This window comes from Shewanella denitrificans OS217 (genome assembly GCF_000013765.1).
GTDB lineage: Bacteria > Pseudomonadota > Gammaproteobacteria > Enterobacterales > Shewanellaceae > Shewanella > Shewanella denitrificans.
Window position 1 is genome coordinate 1494250 of record NC_007954.1, and the last position, 15649, is coordinate 1509898.

Here is a 15649-nt window from a genome sequence, read left to right on the forward strand (position 1 = left end):
CTCATTGAGCGGGGCTTTTTATTGGGCTTTACACAGCTAACTTAGGCAAGTTTTTGTTGCAGCGGTTGGGGGGCTTGTTTATTTTTCATGATTAATAAATACATGGTGGGCACCCAAATAAGTGACAACAAGGTGGTTAACAAGGTGCCGCCTGCAATGGCTATCGCAAACGGAGGCCAGAAGCCGCCGCCAGCAATAATTAACGGCAGGAAACCACCAATGGTGGTGATAGTGGTTGAGCCTATATGACGGCCACAGCTGTTGACTGTGTCGATAATGAGTTCGAGGTTTCCCCCCCTTGCTGCAGGCAAGTCTTCAAGTTCTGCCAAGATAACAATGGCGGCATTGATAGCAAGCCCCATAAGGCCGAGCAAACCAATAATCACGGTAAAGCCAAACGGATAACCAAACACATAGACGGCCAGCAATCCAAGTCCTGCCGACTGTAAGGCACTCAATAATATAATGGCCGTAAGTCTAAATGAGTTGAATGATAGCACCACTGTCGCCAGTAATAAGGTGATGACCACCACCACATTTGACAGCAAACTGCCTACGGCTTCGTTGCGTTTGGCACTCTCACCGCCCACTTCAATATGATAGCCCGCCGGGATCGCAATTTTATCTATCTGGTCTTTAACGTCACTCAGCACTTGGGCTGGCAGTACGCCACTAGTGATATAGGCTTCTATGGTGTTAACCCGCTGGCCGTTTCGTCTGGGGATATCACCGCGACTGACATTGATTTCATTATAAGACAGGGCTGAGAGCGGGATGCCAGAGCCCGAAGGCGACACTAGGTTTATCTCACTTAAACGCGCGGCTTGCTCGCGACTGCTATCCCCTAACCGCACCCGAATAGGCAGAGATTCTGTCTGTTCCAGTATGCTACCGCCAATAATGCCTGTGGTGGCCATTTGCACTTGATTGGCGATATCAGTCAGACTTAAGCCACTGATAAGGCTCGCATCCTCATTGACTTGCAGTAAGACTTTGGGCACCCCAGTACTCAAAGTCGCGCGGGTATGCAATACGTCCGGGGTGACATTGAGTAGGCCACGTATTTCATCGCCAATTTCTTTTAAGGTATCTAGGGATGGACCGTAAACCCTTAACTCGACAGGGGCATTGAACGGTGGTCCTTGCTCGAGTTTTCTGACCAATATTTGCGCTTGCGGATAGTCCTTATCTAAGGTTTGCTGCAACGATAAAATTAACCGGTTCGCGGCATGAAAATCGCTGACTTTCACCATGGCCTGAGCATAGTTGCTGGCCCCTTGTTGGCGCTGGATCAAATTGTAATAAAAAGAGGGGGTGTTACCGCCGACAACCCAAGTCACAGCTGTAATATCTTCAATGGCTTGCAGCTGTGCATCCACAAGCTTCACTTGATTTAAGGTGTTCTCTAGGCTTGCTTGGGAAGCAAGGTACATTTCTATTTGAAACATATCCCTGTCCGAGGGCGGGAAGAACTGCTCGGTCATTTTGCCGGCGGCCATAAAGCCAAGCACAGGCATAATGCCAATCACCACAGCGGCCATGATAGGTCGCTTAAGTGCAATGGCAAGGCTAGCCTTAAAGGCTTGGCTAAGTTTTGGGAATGCCATGCCTTGCTGATACCAGACTGAGGATTTACCTTCAGGACTAAAGCGACCGGCAAGGCCCGCTATCAAGGTATGAGAAATAATGTAAGAGCCTAATAGGGCAAACATTACCGATATCGCGATGCCGCCAACAAACTCACCGGCAGCGCCCGGCATCAATACTATGGGGGCGAAGGCCAGCATAGTGGTAATGGTCGAGCCACCCAAAGGCAGCCACAGGTGTTTTAAGGTTTTCGTTACCGCCTCTAATTTACTCATGCCTTCTTGGCGGCGTTGAGCGATAGCATCGACGATGACGATGGCATTATCCACCATGATCCCAAGGGCCACCACCAGACCGGTAACCGACATTTGATGAATAGGCAAACCAGTGTATTTCATGCAGGCTAAAGTAAACAGTGCCGTTAAGGGCAAAGAAAGTGCCACTATCAGTGCATTTCGCATCCCTAGGGTGAGCATTAACACCAAGAGAATGATCACAAAGCCCTGCAACAAGTTAATGACTAAATCGCCCAGGCGTTGGCTGGTGTAGCTTTGTTGATCGAATAGCCATTTAATTTCAATGTTGGCAGGCAAGTTAACTTCAAATTCCTCGATACTGTGGCTCACTTCAAGTTGCCATTTATCGACGCGGTTGTTATTGAGCATACGTGCAGCCAACAGCACGCCTTGCTGGCTGTCGATAAGGGCAATGGTGTTGGCTGGGGTTTTACTCTGACGGCTGATGCTGGCCACATCCCCAAGGCGGATGATTTGCCCGAGTTCATCCACTTTTAATGGCACTTGGCGAATGCGGGTCTGTGAGTCAAGCTCGCCTGACACTTCCACGAAGGCTTTAAATTGGCTGTTATGCAGCTCGCCGGCTGAAATTTTACTGTCGGCTTGGGTCAGAATTTGCGCGATACCAGCGGGGGTTAACTTAAGCTGGCTAACTTTATTGCCATCAAGCTCGACTAAGATTTCTTCTTCTGGCGCGCCATAGAGCTTGACGAAATCCGTGCCATCGAGCACACGTAACCGGCTTTGTAACTCTTTAGCGTAACGGTTGAGTATATCTGGGCGTATTTCGCTGTCATCTTTCCACACCAGCCCTAGAATAGCTGTGTTGGCAAAACCCGATTGGTCGTCCAATATGCTGTTTTGCGCTTGGGCTGGCAGGGCGTTTTTAGCATCATTGATGAGATCTCTGGCCCTTGACCAGACAGGCGCGGTTTCAGTGACGGCATCTTTTAACTCAAGCTGGATAACTGAAATGCCCGCTCTTGAGGTCGACTGTACTAGCTTCACTTCTTCCAGTCGGCGCAGTTGGTTTTCTAATACTTCAGTGACCAAGGCCTCCACACGTTCAGAGGATGCGCCAGGGTACAAGGTCACCACAGATGAGAATCGATTGGTAAGGTGAGGATCTTCAGTTCTAGGTAAGCTAGAAATGGCCCCAAGGCCTGCGACGATCAATAAGGCGATGAAAAGGCTGGCTAAACGGCCATTTTCCACAAAAGCTTTAATCATAATGACCTCGCAATCTCAGTGTTGGCTGGGATAACCCGCTGACCAACAACCAGTTTATGCAGGCCTTGAGTGATGATGATATCCCCCTCTTTTATCGCGCCCTTGATATAGGCTTGCTGTTCGTTGGTGTAGATTATTTCTACATCACGGCGCTGGACTTCGCTGTGATCTTGAGTATCACTGACTAAGGTATAGACATTCCAAAGCCCACGGATGCCATCGGTTAGTGCATCGATGGGGATCCAATAACCTTGAGCCATGATCTGTTGTTCTAATGTTAGGTAGGCGATTTCACCATTGATGGCATAAGCCCCCTTTGGCAAACTTATCCTTAGCTGTACTGTGCGGCTAACGGGATTCACCTCGGCGCTGATGCCAGCGATTACCCCTTGGTAGTGCTGCTGGGCGACTGTGATATCAACTTGTTGACCATTGACAAGTTTTTGGGCTACATCAACAGGCACGCCGATATAAGCTAATTTTTGTTCATGGCCTATTAAGGTGAAAACTGGGCTGCCGAGCGCAATAACTTCACCGAGATTGTGATGTCTTTGGCTTATCTCTCCTGAAAAAGGTGCTAGCAGTACTGACTTATCAAGTTTTAAATTAGTGGCATGCAGTGAGGCTTGCAAGCGCTGCTGATTAGCGAGAAGGCTCGCCACCTGTTGCTCAGTTTCATCGAGCTGCTGCTCTGAAACATAATTTTTTTGTTTGAGTTTAATGGTGCGCTTAAGGTTACTTTGGGCCAGTGTGATGTCAGCCTCAACCTGTTTCAAACTGGCGCTAAGTTGTGCCTGTTCGGCTTGGAGTAGGACAGTATCTAGGCTGGCAAGTTGTTGGCCTTGAGTCACAGTGTCGCCACTGTCGACATTAATCTGATTAAGTTTACCTGCTAATTCAAACCCTATGCCTGTGGTATTGGCCGAGCGTATGGTGCCACTGTAGGTTTGATTGTGCTGATAGCTGTCGGTCTGCTTCAGGGTATCTGTGATCACTGTTTGGTAGCTTACGGTATCGCTATGCTGTTTAACTTCAGAGCCGCAGGCGCTCAATAATCCCATCGTCGCTAAGCCAAAAACCATTGTTAGATTAAATCTAAGGGTGTCCATGATGTAGGTTTCCTATAAAATATCGGCACTGCGTGCACAATAACCAGATGCGTTTATCTTGGTGGCGGTATATGCACTAATGTTAAACTAGACTACCAAGTCTATTTTGTAAGAACTAGACTGTCCAGTCTATTTTGTGGTTTAATTAAAATTCTCGGTGTAGCTTAGCGTTAACATGCGCCACAGTAATGACATATAGTGAAGTTAAGATGATAAATGAGCTGAAAAAAACCAAAAGTCGTAGCGAAATTAAGCGCGAGCAGATCTTGCACTCCGCGATTGAGCTCTTTTGCGTTCAGGGTTTTCCTAACACCAGTATGGATGAGGTGGCCAAATTAGCTGGGGTGTCTAAACAGACTGTCTATGCCCATTTTGGTTCTAAGGATGATTTATTTGTCGCAGCAATTGAGTCCCGTTGTATCGCTCATCAATTGACAGGGGACTTGCTGTTTGACCCTAAGCACCCAGAAGTGTCAATTATGCGTTTCTCACAGCAATTTGGTGAGATGATAGTCAGCCATGAAACCATGGCAGTGTTTAAAACCTGTGTCGCCCAAGCTGAAAGCCACCCTGAACTACCAAGGCTGTTTTTTAATGCCGGGCCTAAGCATGTTTTAGGTTTGTTAAGTGGATTCCTCCAGTTGGTGGACAAGCAAGGGGGGTATCATTTCCCTAAGCCCCATGACAGTGCTATTCGCTTGTGTTTGATGCTCTTTGGTGAACTTAAACTCAGGTTAGAGCTTGGGCTAGAGGTTGAAGAATTACGCTTAAGCCGTGATGCCTATATAGAAGAGACGGCGCAGATGTTTTTACGTGCTCATAGGGTATGATGTTCAGCATACTAAGTTATTCATCGAGTAGCAGAGTCATCAAATTGAAATCAGCCCTATAACCTGAATGAGTGATGATCTTTCTACCGACTTGATACCGAGTTTATTTTGTATTTTGCTTACTTGAGATTGCCTGCCAGATTTAGTTAACTTCAAATGCAAAGGATGACATGCATATGCCAGCTTCAATTGATATTAATAACAGAGACCTAGCGCTTTTTATCAGTGCCATAACGCTTTTTATGGGCAGTAGCGCACAGGCCAGTGAAGCAGCATCAAGACCTGTGTCCCCTGCATTTAAATTGGATGTATCAGGTATTTATCATGCTGATAGTGAGTTTGAAACCAAGACCAATGCACAAGGGCAACAAGCTGATTTAAAAAGAAACAGTATGGTGCTTAAACTCTCTACCAAAGGTGAGTTGGATCAGACTTGGTCATTAGGCGGCAATATAGGTTATGAGCGAAAAGCATACGATTGGTCTGCTTTGCTCAACACTAACACTCAAGCTGGCGTGTTTGATGCCAATGTCATGCCTTGGCAATCGGTTGAGCTCTATACCTTAGGGCTGTCATTGAGTTATCAAGCTAATGATAACTGGATACTGTTACTCTCACCCCAGATTAAATATGCCTATGCCGATACCAGTAGTTTCAGTGATGGGCAAAGCTATGGCGTTGTGATGTCGGCCATGTACCGTTTTTCCTCAAATAATATGTTGGGGTTTGGTGTTGCTTACTTGAATGATGTAAATGAAGTCAACACTGTGCCTTACTTGGCGGTGCGCTGGAAAATAAGCGATAAGTGGCTGCTAAGTAATCCCTTTAAGCCAGGTTTTTCAGGGCCAGCAGGGTTAGAGCTCAGTTATAATGTGTCTGATGAACTTGAATTAGCCCTTGGGGCGAGTCATCGCAGTGAGCGTTTCTCAGTTGGCAGTAAAGAGCAAAGCGTTGACGTGCAAGAGTGGGTTAGCTTTGTCAGGGCTAGCTGGCAATTGAGCACAAGCCTTGAACTTTCTGCCTACGGCGGCTATTTCTTTGGCGGTGAAATGGAGATTGAACCTGAAGGCATCCGCTATGATTTAACAGGGCAGGCGGCAACGGGACTCAATCTCTCCATCAGCTTTTAAGTCGAATATTTATCGATGGCAAGCCATGGGTGTTTATTCACTTGTGGTTTTTATTCTATCCCTAGCATGGCATCTTTTAGTGACCCTTGAGCGGGTTCATCCCCAAGCCAAATATTAATTAATGCGCGGCGAAAGAGTTCATTTTGGATCTCACTCTGGCGGATGCCATTTTTAATGCTGTTAACGCCGCTGTCTTTTCTTATCTCAAACACAAACCTATCGCCGACCTTAATAGGGGCCTCAAAGCTTGCCATAAAGCGAGCAATTGCGCTGCCTATGACTTGAGTTTGGCCATTGGTGGCGTTGTCAAAACCCTCATTGATGGCGGCATTCATTTTCTCTGAGGTTATCATAGAAGAAAGAATATCCATTTGGATGGCAAGTTCTGGGCTGTCTAGGATTGCCTGAGTGTCGGTTTCAGTTTTTGGTAAATAGAGGCTTGCCACATACAAATCCATGAAAAACTTGCTGCGTACTCCTGAGCCGTTGAGCACAAGTGAGCTTGAGTCTAGCTGATAGGTTGCAGCAACCTGCACTCCAGCGACCTCTTTTGCGGCGCTATGAGTACTAACACTGCTTAGCAGTAGTAAACACAAACTTATTGTTAATGTTTTGATTAATATATAGAAAAAATTCATGTTAGACACTAATGGTTATTTTTACGTTTAAAGTAAATTGGGTTGTTACTGACACAAGCGGTAAGGGATCAGCCGCGAAGACCTAGCTGGTACTGGCCATTTTGCTGAAAAAACAGCGCTTGTTTTTGCTTTGGTGATACCAGTAATGGGCCATCATCAAAAAATAAAAAACACTTCCAGTTACGCACAAACACATCCCAACGGGTCTCGATAATTTGATACTTTTCATAACAGAAAAAAATCGGCGTATCAGCAGCCCAATCCATATGTTGAAGAATAGCTTCAGGCAATTGCTCATCCTCACTGTCCCAGGCTGCTTGCCAGTGCTCAGTTAAGCTCCAGGCATCAGCCTTTGCCGCCCAATCTCCCTTGGCAAACTGTTCAGCACGGCTAGATTTATTGCTGATCCATTGGTTCCACACCAACATAGCGCTCTTTTCTGCCAGTGGTTTGATCTGCGCCTTATCGGCTTCACTGACGGGTAGGTCTTTATGATTGAAAATCCATTTGCGCTTGTAGTTTTCTAAGGGGATATAGGTATGTGTCACAGGGCCTCTCGAGGAAAAAGGTTGGCTATAGGGCTAGCGATTAAGATTAGCGGCTAGTATAAAGCCAAGACTAGAGATTGGGAAACTAGATAGCACTGAATAGTCATTCAGTGAGTTGATTTTTTTAGTGAGCGCCCAACTAGCGAATACTTGATTGAAGTCGCTTCTATACGCTTTTATTGTTTCAGATCAAGGTGTCAACATATTTTGGGACCTATTCTATGAGCATTGCTATAAATGGTGTCATTTTTATGAAATATAAATTGTGAATATTGTCTTTAGAGTTGACGCTAATCTTGCTATAGGCTCTGGCCATCTTATGCGCTGTTTGACATTGGCCAAAGCTATAAGAAAAATTATTGAGGCAGAAATTTTTTTTGCAACAAAATTCGACGAGCCTAACTTTACCGAACTTATTGTAAGCAGTGGCTTCAATTTATTGCTGTTGACTGCGGAAAATCACTCAAATATCAATAGTAATGTATCGGCGTGGACGCAAGAACAGGATGCCATCTTGTTTGAAAACTCATTTTTTTTGCAAGGTGTTTTAAGGATAGATATTCTAATTGTAGATAATTACTCTTTAGACAGGAATTGGGAGAGAAGTGTAAAACATTTTGTTAATAAGTTAGTGGTTATAGATGATTTGGCAATAAGGAAACATGTTTGCGATATTTTGATAGATCAGAATCTAGCATTGGATTATAAAATACGATATCACAATCTTGTACCAAAGAACTGTAGATTGTTCTTGGGTATTTCATACCTTATTTTACGAGATGAGTTTTTTAATGAGTTTAATTATGTTGAAGCTAGAACTAAATTAAGCAAGGTGCTTGTCTTTTTTGGTGGTGTGGATAAAGACAATTTAAGTCATAAGTTTATTTCTCAAGTAATGCCGATAATGCCATGTGATATATCTATAAGGTTGGTTATAGGTGTTGCAAATTTTAATGCTGATAATATAAAAAAATCCTGTGAATTTTATAAAAATATTGACTGTGTTGAATACGGTGAAAATATAGCAGAAATGATGATGGAAGCTGATTTGGCAATAGGTGCAGGAGGTGCCACAACTGGAGAAAGAATAATGATGGGGCTTCCCAGCATTGTGTATTCTTTGGCTGAAAATCAGGTGGAAATATCACAATATTTACACGATATTGGATTGATAAATTATATGGGTGATCAATCTGAATTTGATGCTGAATCAATCATTCTGCTGATAAAAAGATATGTGAAGTATCCAGAGTTATTAAATGCTCATTCATCTAGGTTGTTAGGCGTAGCAAAAAGCCAACTGTCAGACTTGTGTGATGAAATAGTTTCAGATAGGAGGTTTCATGAATGATATAAATTTATTGCCATTAACGTCTGCATATCTTGACCTCATCCTAGAATGGCGAAACAATCCGGAAGTCAGACGTAATATGTATACAAGTCATGTTATTTCAAAAGCAGAACACTATGCTTGGTTTAAGAAATTAGAAAGTGACAATACTAAACAGTGCTTCATCTTTGTACTTAATGGTGTGCCCTCTGGATTTATAAGTTTTGTTGATATAAATCTAAATTCAAAATCTGCTACTTGGGCATTCTATTCTGGTAACACTTCAGTTAGAGGGATTGGTTCGCTGATGGAAGTCTCAGCGTTGAACTATGCATTTAGCACTCTGGGTTTACACAAACTCTCTTGTGAGGTGTTAGAGTTTAACAATATGGTAGTAAGATTTCATGAAAAATATGGTTTTCACGTTGAAGGAGTTTTTAAAAAACATCATTTTTCAGAGGGTGAGTATTGGGATATATATCGCCTTGCAATTTTTAATGAAGAGTGGGCTCGATGTAAATTAGAGATTAACTTAAAAAAGCAATCAATTTCTCCTGGTTCCTCTTATCGAGAAAATGTGTTTTTTACGAATGAAAATATCATTGGATTTTCTGCATTAAGTGGAGATTGCAATCAAATTCATCTTAACAAGCAATACGCCATTAAAAATGGTTTTGACAATAATCTTGTGCATGGTTTTCTTGTCGGGTCTGTCTTTTCTAAAGTGTTTGGAACCCGCTTTCCGGGTGATGGCTGTATATATATTAGTCAATCCCTGTCTTTTTTGAGTCCCGTATATCCTGATGACTTACTCGAGGCATCATTTGTTGTATTGTCTAAAATAGGGCGTAAGCTAGTTGTTGAGACTTCAATCACAAACCTTCACTCTAACAAAAAAGTTATAGATGGTGTTGCTGAATTGTTGATATCGATGGATTCGCAAATAGGGTATTTAAATCAATACTTGTAAACCAGTACAAACATATCTTTATATTGGTAGCATAGTGCCTTTACCATGAGAGACATTTTATAATTTTATTGTCCAAGAGCAATGTCTCTGTGTTTTATGTTGTGAGTAATATGTTAAGAGATTTTTAAAGCATCATTAATATTATAGTGATAATTATGAACTGTTTCAGCGTGCTAAGAGATATTAACAAGTGAAAATTATAATTTTTTAAAAAATCTCAAGGCAACTTGGTTGTTGCTTTCAATGTTGAGTACACGGTTGAAAACGGATTTTGCACTTTCTATTTCGTTGAAACTTTTAAGGAAAGTTCCAAGTTTAAGCAGTACAGGCACGTCTTCAGGATACTTGTCTAAGTAATCTAAGTAAGTACTTAATGCATCTTGAGGCTTACCTTGTAATGCAAGTATGCTAGCAAGTTGAGGTATATACGCATCATTGTACTGGATGATTTTTTTTAATGATTCCTCTGCTAAATGATAACTATCAAGTTTAATTGCAAGCATTATGATATGGCGGAGCTCATTTTCTTCTCTGGCAGTATCATCTAATAAAAGTACATATTTTAAAGACTCATCTAGATTGTTTTCTAAATACAATTGATAACTCTTGGCTAGATTGTATAGATGAAATATTTTTGACTCTTGCTCTTTAAATGGTTCAGTATACTGCACCATTTTTTGTATGCCAACAATGTGTTGTTGTTGCATTAGGATGCTGAGCTTTTTAAATGCGCCGTCTAGATTTTTAACTTTAGGAATAATTGAGCCTTCATGCTTCTTTTTGTTAAATAAATTTAAGTATTCAAGTTGAAGATGGGCGAGTTTTTCTTTATCTTTTTCTGATAAATACTGATATTTCTCTGGATTCTCTCTTAACCATATATTGGATCTTCCAAAGTGACTGTCTTCGATCCATTGGGGAGTGAATGCATCAAATTTTTCTGGTTCTTTATACTCAGAAACTCGAGCGTTGAGGCGTTTTATAGCACAGTTCATGAGTTCATAAATTTCATTGGCGATATAAAAAAAAGCACGATAGTAAGAGTTGTTTTGTTCTATTATATCTTTTTGTGTCCAAGAATCTGAATTTTTTGTGGAAAGAAAATGTGAAAACTCATAAAATCCATAAAATTTTATTAGATAGCAGTAATTGTTAAATTTAGTGTTCAATTCATATTCCAAGTTATTCAACTTGTTGGATGACAATAGGATAAGTTCATTCTTGTCTGTGTTTTCAATTTTCTTACATAAAGCCAGAGCTCTTTTGAGTAATTTAATTACATTCCCCATATCTTCAATTGCTTGGTTTAGCTCATTTTTAATCTTAATGATTTTAGCTGACTTTTCTGAAGAAGATAGATTAAAATTACTTTGTTTTAGTGAGTTTCTTTGTGTAGTAGGAATAGGTTCAAGGTTAATGGAAATCGGCTGGCAATGGTTGACACCTTTTACTTTCGCGGCATTTTTAGAAAGGTTGATGAAGTTAATTAGTGGCCATTTTTTTGTTGTTTCTGCAAGTGCTTCTATTGAATGAAATAGTTGCATAGGGGTTTCTGCCAGCTCACCATTATATGTCTCAACCCATTCATGTATTGTGCCAATGTCAGGGCCAAAACTGGCGGCATAAGTGTCAGTTGTGTGTGATTTACCTGTTTGAGAATAGCAATAATCAACACCGCATAATAATATTTGATTAAAGCCCATTTCCGCCGCAAGGTGGACTGCACAATTTGTAACCGTTGGTCCTTCAGTTGTAATATTTGAATTGATCTCTAAACATTTCCAGGGTGCATCGATCCCTAAATAGAGTAAGTTACCGTTCCATTGGGCAACAATATCACTGCAGGTATGGTAAGCACTTACAAGTAAAATATCTTGACTCAGTGCCATCATAGCCTCATTAACCTCAAAGCTGTGTTCTTGAGGATCGACTGTAATGACTATGTCTGAACTAATCCCTAGTTTAGCAAGCTTTCCTACTACCCTTGATGCGCTTATAATAATCAAATCATTTCGATTCTTTTTAATCCATTCTATATGGTCATCTAAAGAAGGACCCCCACCCAAAATGATTGAGGTTTTGCCTACAAAGGTGTTTCTCAATAATTCAGCAGGTTGCAAATTTTCGCTAAGATTCTCTAGTTGCCTTTTAAAAAATTGCTTTTGGGTAAAACCAGTACTGTTATCAAAATATTCTCGCTCAATCGTTTTTTCGACGTTATGACATAATTGGGCATAGTTGTCATTGCAATTGGCTGATGCGGCGAAAGAGTAATGTATGTTGAATTGTTTTTTTACTATGAAAAGGTTGAGCTCTACCTGCTTGATCTGTTGTTGAAACTGTTCAAATGAGTAAATATAAAATGAATCTTTAACCTCTGTTGGGATCTCTATGCTGAGTAAAGATAAAACATCATCCAGCTCGACAAATACATACTTAGAATCAGGTGCTTGTGGAAGTTCAAGGATGTAGTTGGCAAGTAAACCAGAATCCATACCGACAAATATATGTAAAGTATTAGCTTCCTGTAACTGGACCGTTTTAAACTTATCTTTGAACAAGGTCACTGAATCTATACGTTCAAAAATATTATTATTGACGCTTGGTAAGTAATGCTCATTGAATGGGCTGATTGCAAATATATTTTTGATTTTTGATTCTTGTTTATTCATCTTGCCCTCTGAGATTCAAACTTTCGTTCGTCAATTTAATGCCATCTATCATGCTTATGAACCATTATTACCTAAAATGGGTTATAAAGTGATAGCCATTCTAGTTATACCATGCAATTTGTATGCCACACAATCGGTTTGTTAAGCTATATATTTGCTGGTTGGAAGTTAGTAAATATCATAGAATTCATCTAAGTACTTCATATTTATTCAAATTGTAGTTCAAATGTACTATGATTTTTCATGTTGTTAAAATTTTATGCAGTTGGAGCGTGTTTTTACTTTCTGGTTTGATATTTGCATGTGAAAAGTTAGCTAAGAAACTTAAGATTTTACTTTCACCCCTAACGAAGCTTTTAAAGCTACAGTGGCCACCTAGACTAGCACTACTGGTCCTTGTAAAAATGTGGAGAGACTATGTTTGATAACAAATCAATACTCATTACGGGCGGCACTGGGTCATTTGGTCATAAGTATACAAAAACCATACTCGAGCGCTATAAGCCCAAGCGATTGATCATCTTGTCTCGAGATGAATTAAAGCAATATGAAATGCAACAGAAGTTCAACGTTCCCTGTATGCGATATTTTCTCGGTGATGTTCGGGATGGTGACCGTATGGAACAAGCCTTTCGTGATGTGGATTATGTCATACATGCTGCGGCAATTAAGCAAGTGCCTGCGGCCGAATACAACCCCATGGAATGTATAAAAACAAATATTTACGGCGCTGAAAATGTCATAAAGGCTGCGATTTCCAATAAAGTCACCCGAGTGATTGCGTTATCGACAGACAAAGCGGCGAACCCAATAAATTTATATGGCGCAACCAAATTGGCTTCGGATAAGTTATTTGTTGCTGCCAACAATATGGTGGGCGAGGGTAAAACACGTTTTTCAGTAGTGCGTTATGGTAATGTTGTTGGCTCTCGTGGTTCTGTGGTGCCTTTCTTTAAGTCGTTAATCGAAAGCGGCGCGGCGTCATTACCTATCACTCACGAAGAGATGACCCGGTTTTGGATCACCTTGCAAGATGGTGTCGACTTTGTGTTAAAAAACTTCAGCCGTATGCAGGGAGGAGAAATTTTTGTGCCTAAAATTCCCTCTGTACGTATTACTGAGTTAGCCTCCGCCTACGGCCCTTCATTAAAACAAGAGATTATAGGAATAAGGCCTGGTGAGAAGCTGCATGAGATCATGTGCCCTCGCGATGACTCACACCATACTATTGAGTTTGACGATCACTATGTGATCACGCCTAGCATTACCTTTTTTGGTAAAGAACATAATTATCATACTAATCTCTTGGGTGAGGTCGGCAATCTGGTAGAGATGGGGTTTGAGTATAACTCTGGAAATAACGGACATTTCTTAACCCAAGCTGAGATCACAGCAATGGACAAAAACGCATGATCCCCTATGGCAAGCAGCACATATCCCAGCAAGATATTGATCTAGTAGTGCAAGTGTTGAAGTCGGATTATCTTACCCAAGGCCCAAAAGTACCTGAGTTTGAGCGTGTGTTATGTAGTTATACAGATGCCAAGTATTCGGTCGTTTTTAATAGTGCAACCTCTGCGCTTCATATCGCCTGCTTAGCGTTAAATGTTGGGCCTGGTGATCTGGTATGGACCAGTCCGATTACCTTTGTCGCCTCAGCCAATTGCGCATTGTATGCGGGGGCCGATATTGATTTTGTTGACGTTGACTTTGCCACTGGAAATATGTCCGTCGATGCCTTAGCTACTAAGTTAATAAAGGCAAAAGAAGCAGGGCGATTGCCTAAGGTGATTATTCCTGTGCACTTAGCTGGTCACAGTTGTGATATGGCAGCAATTCATGCCTTGGCATCTCAGTATTCTATTAAGATAATAGAAGATGCTTCTCACGGTATTGGTGGGCACTTTGGTTCAAAAAAAATCGGCGCCTGCCAATACAGCGATATTTGTATTTTTAGTTTTCATCCGGTGAAAATTGTCACCAGCGCAGAAGGCGGGGCCGCCATGACCAATAGTCATGAGATAGCCGAAAAAATGCGCTTACTTAGAAGCCATGGCATTGTGAAAGACACTCAGCATTTGTTAAGGCCGGATGAAGGGGATTGGTATTATGAGCAGCAAGATTTAGGCTTTAATTACCGTATGACCGAATTGAGTGCCGCCCTTGGGATCAGCCAAATGAGCAATATCGATGCCTTCGTTGCTAAGCGCAATGAGTTGGCAAGTGATTATTGCAGCCAATTAGCAGATTTACCCTTAATGACGGTTACTCCTATCGAGAATAGTCATAGTGCCTACCATTTACAAATTGTCTTGTTCGACAAAGATATAGATAGAAAGCAAGTGTTCAATTCCATGCGTGCGGCTAATATTATGGTGCATGTGCATTACTTTCCGGTGCATTTACAGCCGTATTATCTTTCCCTTGGTTTTAAAGAACATGACTTCCCGCAGGCCGAAGCCTATTATCGCCAGTGTTTAACCTTGCCATTATTTCCTGATTTGACGTCGGAACAACAAAGGTTTGTTATTGATGAACTTAAAAGGTGCTTGTAATGAATGTCGCCTTTATTCCTGCCAGAGGCGGCAGTAAACGCATCCCGCGCAAGAACATTAAATTGTTTAAGGGAAAACCTATCATTGGTTACACCATAGAGGCAGCACTGCAAAGTGGTTGCTTTGAACAGGTCATAGTATCCACTGATGATGATGAGATTGCTGCTGTTGCTGAGAGTTTTGGGGCTATAGTACCTTTTCGCCGGCCCGCTGAATTTGCAAACGATCATGCGACAACGATGCAAGTCGTCATTCATGGTATAGATTGGATGCTTAGGAATGGCTTAGCACCGAAAAAAATGTGCTTAATGTACGCCACTGCGCCCTTTATCACTCCGGTCTTGCTACAGGAAAGTTTAGCCTTATTGGATGCCAATCCAAATAAGCATTATTGTTTTGCTGTCACCGAGTTCGCCGCCCCTATCCAACGTGGCTTCAGTGTTTCTCCAGCAGGTGATATTGAAATGTTTCAACCAGAGCATCTGACTACTCGCTCGCAAGATCTTATCAAGGCCTACCATGATGCAGGGCAATTTTATTGGGGTAAAACCGACGCTTTTCTAAAAAACTTGCCTGTATTTTCTGCTCATTCAGTTCCCTATTTATTACCCCAGCATTTGGTGCAGGATATTGATACTCTGGACGATTGGCATAGAGCTGAGTGGTTATTTGCAATGCAACAGAAAGAAAAGATATAACACTTTGCTGTAGTTATTCTGTACTGTTCAATGATTTCAGTGTGTTTTATTTCAGG

Annotated in this window: 12 protein-coding genes; 7 read left to right on the forward strand and 5 right to left on the reverse strand. The window is 41.6% G+C overall.

All coding sequences use genetic code 11. The features are described 5' to 3' along the window. Positions 1-41 precede the first annotated feature (41 nt). Both SDEN_RS06655 and SDEN_RS06660 read right to left on the reverse strand, forming a co-directional pair. Positions 42-3113: an efflux RND transporter permease subunit gene (locus SDEN_RS06655; protein ID WP_011495722.1), complete on the reverse strand. Its 3072-nt coding sequence runs from the start codon at positions 3111-3113 to the stop codon at positions 42-44. After that, the gene (locus SDEN_RS06660) at positions 3110-4222 is read right to left on the reverse strand and encodes an efflux RND transporter periplasmic adaptor subunit (protein WP_011495723.1); all 1113 of its coding nucleotides are present in this window, start codon (positions 4220-4222) and stop codon (positions 3110-3112) included. The genes SDEN_RS06655 and SDEN_RS06660 overlap by 4 nt, the downstream gene beginning before the upstream one ends. Positions 4223-4410: 188 nt before the next feature. On the opposite strand from SDEN_RS06660, the gene SDEN_RS06665 reads away from it, so the two are divergent. Both SDEN_RS06665 and SDEN_RS06670 read left to right on the forward strand, forming a co-directional pair. Further along, on the forward strand, positions 4411-5052 hold the full coding sequence (locus SDEN_RS06665) for a TetR/AcrR family transcriptional regulator (RefSeq protein WP_049762960.1): 642 nt from the start codon (positions 4411-4413) through the stop codon (positions 5050-5052). A gap of 176 nt (positions 5053-5228) precedes the next feature. Further along, positions 5229-6182, forward strand: a complete 954-nt coding sequence (locus SDEN_RS06670; protein ID WP_041405719.1) for a DUF6268 family outer membrane beta-barrel protein — start codon at positions 5229-5231, stop codon at positions 6180-6182. 50 nt (positions 6183-6232) lie between these two features. Here the strand turns inward: SDEN_RS06670 and SDEN_RS06675 are convergent, their stop codons facing one another. Both SDEN_RS06675 and SDEN_RS06680 read right to left on the reverse strand, forming a co-directional pair. Next, entirely contained in the window at positions 6233-6820 is a 588-nt protein-coding gene (locus SDEN_RS06675; RefSeq protein ID WP_011495726.1) for a chalcone isomerase family protein, read from the reverse strand. A 68-nt stretch (positions 6821-6888) separates the two neighbouring features. Continuing rightward, a complete protein-coding gene (locus SDEN_RS06680) occupies positions 6889-7368 on the reverse strand; it encodes a DUF2947 domain-containing protein (RefSeq protein ID WP_011495727.1) in 480 nt (159 codons plus the stop codon). A gap of 265 nt (positions 7369-7633) precedes the next feature. Between SDEN_RS06680 and pseG the strand changes: the two genes are divergently transcribed. Together pseG and pseH are read left to right on the forward strand one after the other, a co-directional pair. Continuing rightward, a complete protein-coding gene (gene pseG, locus SDEN_RS06685; protein WP_049762962.1) occupies positions 7634-8719 on the forward strand; it encodes a UDP-2,4-diacetamido-2,4,6-trideoxy-beta-L-altropyranose hydrolase in 1086 nt (361 codons plus the stop codon). Then, positions 8712-9668 carry a UDP-4-amino-4,6-dideoxy-N-acetyl-beta-L-altrosamine N-acetyltransferase gene (gene pseH / locus SDEN_RS20670; protein ID WP_011495729.1) on the forward strand — a complete coding sequence of 319 codons (957 nt, stop codon included), beginning with the start codon at positions 8712-8714 and terminating at the stop codon, positions 9666-9668. The genes pseG and pseH overlap by 8 nt, the downstream gene beginning before the upstream one ends. Before the next feature lie 197 nt (positions 9669-9865). On the opposite strand, the gene SDEN_RS06695 is transcribed toward pseH, so the two are convergent. Then, positions 9866-12340, reverse strand: coding sequence for a 6-hydroxymethylpterin diphosphokinase MptE-like protein (locus SDEN_RS06695; protein ID WP_011495730.1), 2475 nt, complete (start codon positions 12338-12340; stop codon positions 9866-9868). Between the two features lie 417 nt (positions 12341-12757). Between SDEN_RS06695 and pseB the strand changes: the two genes are divergently transcribed. From pseB to pseF, 3 genes are read left to right on the forward strand one after another with little or no spacing between them, the layout of a single operon-like run. Beyond that, the gene (gene pseB, locus SDEN_RS06700; RefSeq protein WP_011495731.1) at positions 12758-13753 is read left to right on the forward strand and encodes a UDP-N-acetylglucosamine 4,6-dehydratase (inverting); all 996 of its coding nucleotides are present in this window, start codon (positions 12758-12760) and stop codon (positions 13751-13753) included. Then, complete coding sequence (gene pseC, locus SDEN_RS06705) at positions 13750-14895, forward strand: UDP-4-amino-4,6-dideoxy-N-acetyl-beta-L-altrosamine transaminase (protein WP_011495732.1); 1146 nt, start codon at positions 13750-13752, stop codon at positions 14893-14895. The genes pseB and pseC overlap by 4 nt, the downstream gene beginning before the upstream one ends. Continuing rightward, positions 14895-15593, forward strand: coding sequence for a pseudaminic acid cytidylyltransferase (gene pseF / locus SDEN_RS06710; protein WP_011495733.1), 699 nt, complete (start codon positions 14895-14897; stop codon positions 15591-15593). Before pseC ends, pseF begins: the two co-directional genes overlap by 1 nt. Positions 15594-15649 lie beyond the last annotated feature (56 nt).